Below are 5,121 nucleotides of genomic sequence, written 5' to 3'. Positions count from 1 at the left end.
GCCCGCCTTTCGGCTTCGCCGGCCCGCGGCATGCGCAACGGCGCACGCCGCGGGCCGCGTGACTGCCGGCGCGTTACTTCTTGTAGCCGGCCTGCCGCACCGCGCGGTCAGCGGCGGCCTGCCCGGCGGCGAGCGCCTGGTCGACCGTCATCTGGCCCGCGACCGCACCGGCGATCGACTGGCCGACCACCGTGCCGAACGACTGGAATTCAGGAATCCCGACGTACTGCACGCCCGTGTACGGCACCTTCTTCAGCGACGGATCGTTCGGGTCGGCCGTCTCGATCGCCTTCAGCACGAAGTCCGAGAACGGCGCGGCGGCCTTGTACTCGGGGCGCTGGTAGGTCGACGTGCGCGTGCCCGGCGGCACCGACGCCCAGCCTTCGTCCTTGCCGACCATCTCGATGTACTGCTTCGACGTCGCCCATGCGATGAACTTGCGCGCGGCGTCCTGCTGCTTCGACGTCTTCGGCACGGCCAGCGCCCACGCCCACAGCCAGTGCGAGCCCTTCGGCGTGGCGGCGACCGGCGCGGCCGCGAAGCCGATCCTGTCAGCCACCTGCGACTGCTGCTTGTTGTAGAGCATCCCGGCCGCGACCGTCGCGTCGATCCACATCGCGCACTTGCCCGATGCGGTGAGCGTCAGGTTCTCGTTGAAGCCGTTCGAGCTCGCTCCCGGCGGGCCGTCCTTCTTCAGCAGGTTCACGTAGAACGTGATCGCCTTCTTCCATTCCGGCGACGTCAGCTGCGCATTCCAGTTCTCGTCGAACCAGCGCCCGCCGAACGTGTTCACGACCGTCGACACGTACGCCATGTTCTCGCCCCACCCGGCCTTGCCGCGCAGGCAGATCCCGTAGGTCCCCTTCGCCTTGTCGGTGAGCTTGTCCGCGAACTCGGCGATCTGGTCGTAGGTCGGCTGGTCGGGCATCTTCAGCCCCTTCGCCGCGAACAGGTCCTTGCGGTAGAACGTCATCGAGCTCTCGACGTAGAACGGCAGCGCGTACAGCTGGCCGTTGTACGACAGGCTGTCGCGCGCGGTCTTCACGATGTCGTTCAGGTCGTAGTCGGCGGGCAGGCCCGTGATCGGCGCGAGCCAGCCGCGCTTGCCCCACTGCGGCGTCTCGTAGGTGCCGATCGCCATCACGTCGAACTGGCCGCTGCCGGTCGTGATGTCGGTCGTCGCGCGCTGGCGCAGCACGTTTTCCTCGAGGATCACCCAGTTCAGCTTGATGTCCGGGTTCGCCTTCTCGAACGCCGGCGACAGCTTCTTCAGCTCGATCATGTCGGGATTGTTCAGCGTCGCGATCGTCAGCGTGCCGGCGGACGCGGCGCAGGCCGCCGTCGCGAGCGCGGCTCCGGCGAAGCAGCGTGCGGCGGCGTCGAGCATCTTTCGTTGCATGGCATGTCTCCTGTGTTTGTTAGGGTCTGTTTCCATATGGAACGCACATGCGTTGCCACGAGAACGGCCGCTCGCGAGGCGCGCGACGCTGCGAATACTGGACGTATTCGCAAGGAGCGCAACGCGGCGAGCGGCCGTTCTCGTGGCAACCCCAAACTAAAAAAATACATTCCACGGGAATGCCCGAAATCGCCCACATGGCGGCGTCGCTCGTCGCTTGTTTGGCTCAGCCAAACGGCGCTCCTCACTTCTTGCCCTGCGAGCGATTTCGGGCATTCGCATGTGCGTTCCATATGGAAACAGACCCTAGTGTCGTCGGTCCTGCACTTCCTTCGCGGCCCGTCACGCCGGCCGCTGCATTCCGCACGCGCGCGCATAGTGCGCGATCACGTCGCGTATCCGGTGGCGCACCCACGCGCGCGGCTCCTTCGCGAGCCCGCCCGTGCGGCACGCCGCGTAGACATCCGGCAGCCACTGCGCGACGAGCGTCTCCGGCACCGGCTGCCGCGCGAGGTTGTCGAACAGTTGCTCGACCGCTGCCGCGACGGCCGGCTGCAGCCAGTAGTAGCGAATCCGGTCGCTGTAGCTGAACTGGCGCGCGAGCCGCTGCTCGGTTTCGTCGCCGCGGTAGTACGGCGCCCAGTGCTCGGGCTGCGCGCGCATCGCGGCGTCGACCACGTCGCGCAACCGCGAGCGCTGCCCGACGTCGCCGGTCAGCGCGTCCTCGATGAAGGTCAGTGCGAACAGCGCCTCGCGCAGCGCGAACGTCAGTGCGGGGCCGACCTTCAGCACCGCGAAGTGGTCCCGCACGAGCGCGGCGAGTGCCCCCTCGGTCTGGTAATCGGTCGAATGCGCCTCGAACACGAGGTGCGGTGTCTGCAGGATACTCGCGCCGAGCGCCGCGGCCTTCGCACTGTCGTAGTCGAGCACGTGGCGATCGTCGAAGTCGACGCCCGGCTGCGCGACGATCGCGACGACGCGCGCCCACGCGTCGTCGAGCCCGGCCGCCGCGAACGCGGCGCGGTGCGCATCGAGCGTCGCCGCGATGCTGTCGCTGCGCGTGACCGCGATCTGCGCGATCGCCGCATCGCCGTCGTGGCCGTTGTTGCCGCTGACTTCACCGCCCGGCGTCGGCACCTCGGTGCCGATCACGTAGACGGGCGCGATGCCGGTGCGCGCCGCCGCGTCTTCCGCCACGCGGCACAGTTCGGCCGCGCGCGCGGCGATCGTACGATCGTCGAGCCGCACCGGATCGTCCGCGCACGCCATGCTCGCATCGAGGTGGATCTTTTCGAAGCCGGCTTCCACATAGGCGGCGACCATCGCGCCCGCCTCGCGCATCGCATCGGCCGCGCGGCGGTGCCGCCACGGGTTCGGCCCAAGATGGTCGCCGCCGAGCACGAGCGCCGACGGCGCCAGCCCGCAACGCCGGGCGATCGCGTCGACGTCGCGGCGGAAATCGGCGGGCGTCATGCCCGTATAACCGCCGAGATGGTTCACCTGGTTGCAGGTCGCCTCGATCAGGAGCGGCGAGCCATCCGCGCGCGCCGCTTCGCACGCGGCCTCCAGCACGAGCCGGTGCGCGCTGCAGATCGAATAGATGCCGCGCTGCGCGTCCGCGCGGTTCGCATCGAAGATCATCCGCAGCACGGCGTCCGCGTGGGCGGTGCGCGGGCGTTCGGCGAAGGTCGTCAGGCCGGACATGCGATACCTCGTTCGGTCAGGAAGCGGTCGATCTCGGCCGCGCTGCTGTTGCCTTCCATCGGGCCGCGCCGCGTGACCGCGATCGCGCCGGCCGCGTTCGCGCGGCGCAATGCGGCATCGATCGGCACGCCCGCGACGAAGCTCGCCACGAGCGTGCCGCCGAAGCAGTCGCCGGCGCCGGTCGGGTCGATTTCGTCGACCTGAAAGGCCGGTGCTTCGACGCGGTCGGCGCGGTCAAATGCAACGCTGCCTTGCGCGCCGCGTTTCAGCACGACACGCTCGAGCAGCGGATGCGTCGCGAGCAGGCCCGCGATCGCGCGCTCGGCCGGCTGCGGCCCGCAGAAGAACGGCAAATCGGCCTCGCTCGGCATGAACAGGTGGCACGCGGCGAGCATCGTCTCGAGCGCCGCGCGCATCGGGCGAAAGCTCAGCATCTCGGGGCGCACGTTCGGATCGAACGACACCTTCGCGCCGGCGCGCGCGGCCTCGATCACGCCGCGCTGCACGGCCGCGATCGCCGATTCGCTCGTCAGCGACGAGCCCATCACGTGGAAATAGCGGCAGCCGTCGAACATCGCGGCATCGACGTCGGACGCATCGACGCACGCGGCCGCACTGGTGGACAGACTGTAGACGAAGCTGCGCGAGCCGTCGTCGCGATACGCGACGAACGCGGTGCCGGTCGGACGCGCGACGCGGCGGATGCGCGCGACGTCGACACCGTCGCGCTCGAGCCGCGCGACGATCGCATCGCCGAACGCGTCGCGGCCGACGCAGCCCGCATACGCGACGCGCGCGCCGAGCCGTGCGGCCTGGTCGGCGAAGATCGCCGGCGCGCCGCTCGGGAACGGCCCGGCGAACAGGCCCGGCGCGTCGAAACCCTGGCCGCGCTCGGCGGCGACGAATTCGGCCAGCAGTTCGCCGGCGACGACGATCTCGGCCATCAGGCGTGCCCTCCTCGTTCGACGGCGGCCGCGGTGAGCGGCGCGGCCGCCCCGTCGCAGGCCGGCCGGCAGGTGACGCGTGCGAGCGGCGCCACGTCAGCTCATCCAGTTGCCGCCGTCGACGTTCAGCGTCTGGGCGGTGACGTAGTCGGCGTCGGACGACGCGAGGAACAGCGCGGCGCCCGTCAGGTCGCCCGGCACGCCCATGCGGCCGAGCGGCACGGCTTCGCCCACGAGCCGTTTCTTCTCGCCGAGCGGCCGGTTCTCGTAGCGCGCGAACAGCGCATCGACCTGCTCCCACATCGGCGTGTCGACGACGCCGGGCGCGATGCCGTTCACGTTGATCCGGTGCGGCGCGAGCGCGAGCGCGGCCGACTGCGTGTAGCTGATCACCGCGGCCTTGGTCGCGCAGTAGTGCGAAACGAGCGCCTCGCCGCGACGCCCGGCCTGCGACGACATGTTGACGATCTTGCCGCCGCGCCCCTGCTCGACCATCCGCTGCGCGACGGCCTGCATCAGGAAGAACAGCCCTTTCACGTTGACCGCGAACAGCCGGTCGAACACGTCCCACGATTCGTCGAGGATCGGGCGCATGTCGAACAGCGCCGCGTTGTTGAACAGGATGTCGACGCCGCCGAAGCGCTCGACCGCCGTGGCGACGATGCGCTCGATGTCGTCGCGGCGCGTGACGTCCGCGGTGATGGCCACCGCGCGGCCGGGGTTCGCCTCGATGAGCCGCGCGAGCGAGCCGCTGGCAGGCTTCAGGTCGACGAGTACGCAGCGCGCGCCCTCGTCCAGATAGCGTTGCGCGACCGCCTCGCCGATGCCGCTTGCGGCGCCCGTCAGGATCGCGACCTTGTCTTCCAGTCTCACTGGCTGTCTCCGGTTCGTTCTGCTTTACGACGGCCGCGAGATGAACTAACGCTCGCCAACCGATCAATTGCTCTGTTGTTGATCGAATGATCGGATACGCGATTCGCGCTGTCAAGGCAACATGACGGCTTTCTATGATGCGCTGCGGCACAACGGCGCACCGCGGCGGCCCGCCACGCGCGCCCGGCAAGGCGCGGCGCG

At 69.6% G+C, this 5,121-nt stretch carries 4 protein-coding genes; all 4 read right to left on the bottom strand.

The features are described 5' to 3' along the window. Positions 1-73 precede the first annotated feature (73 nt). Positions 74-1,399: a sugar ABC transporter substrate-binding protein gene (locus DPV74_RS38890; protein ID WP_021159529.1), complete on the bottom strand. Its 1,326-nt coding sequence runs from the start codon at positions 1,397-1,399 to the stop codon at positions 74-76. Between the two features lie 342 nt (positions 1,400-1,741). Continuing rightward, on the bottom strand, positions 1,742-3,103 hold the full coding sequence (locus DPV74_RS38885; RefSeq protein WP_119339120.1) for a D-tagatose-bisphosphate aldolase, class II, non-catalytic subunit: 1,362 nt from the start codon (positions 3,101-3,103) through the stop codon (positions 1,742-1,744). Then, entirely contained in the window at positions 3,091-4,047 is a 957-nt protein-coding gene (locus DPV74_RS38880) for a sugar kinase (protein WP_119339119.1), read from the bottom strand. The genes DPV74_RS38885 and DPV74_RS38880 overlap by 13 nt, the downstream gene beginning before the upstream one ends. A gap of 96 nt (positions 4,048-4,143) precedes the next feature. Beyond that, on the bottom strand, positions 4,144-4,920 hold the full coding sequence (locus DPV74_RS38875) for an L-iditol 2-dehydrogenase (RefSeq protein ID WP_027789248.1): 777 nt from the start codon (positions 4,918-4,920) through the stop codon (positions 4,144-4,146). Positions 4,921-5,121 lie beyond the last annotated feature (201 nt).

The sequence above is a fragment of the Burkholderia sp. HAN2018 genome (assembly GCF_024704855.1).
Taxonomy (GTDB): Bacteria; Pseudomonadota; Gammaproteobacteria; order Burkholderiales; family Burkholderiaceae; genus Burkholderia; species Burkholderia cepacia.
This window is presented reverse-complemented; position numbering and strand designations above follow the sequence as displayed.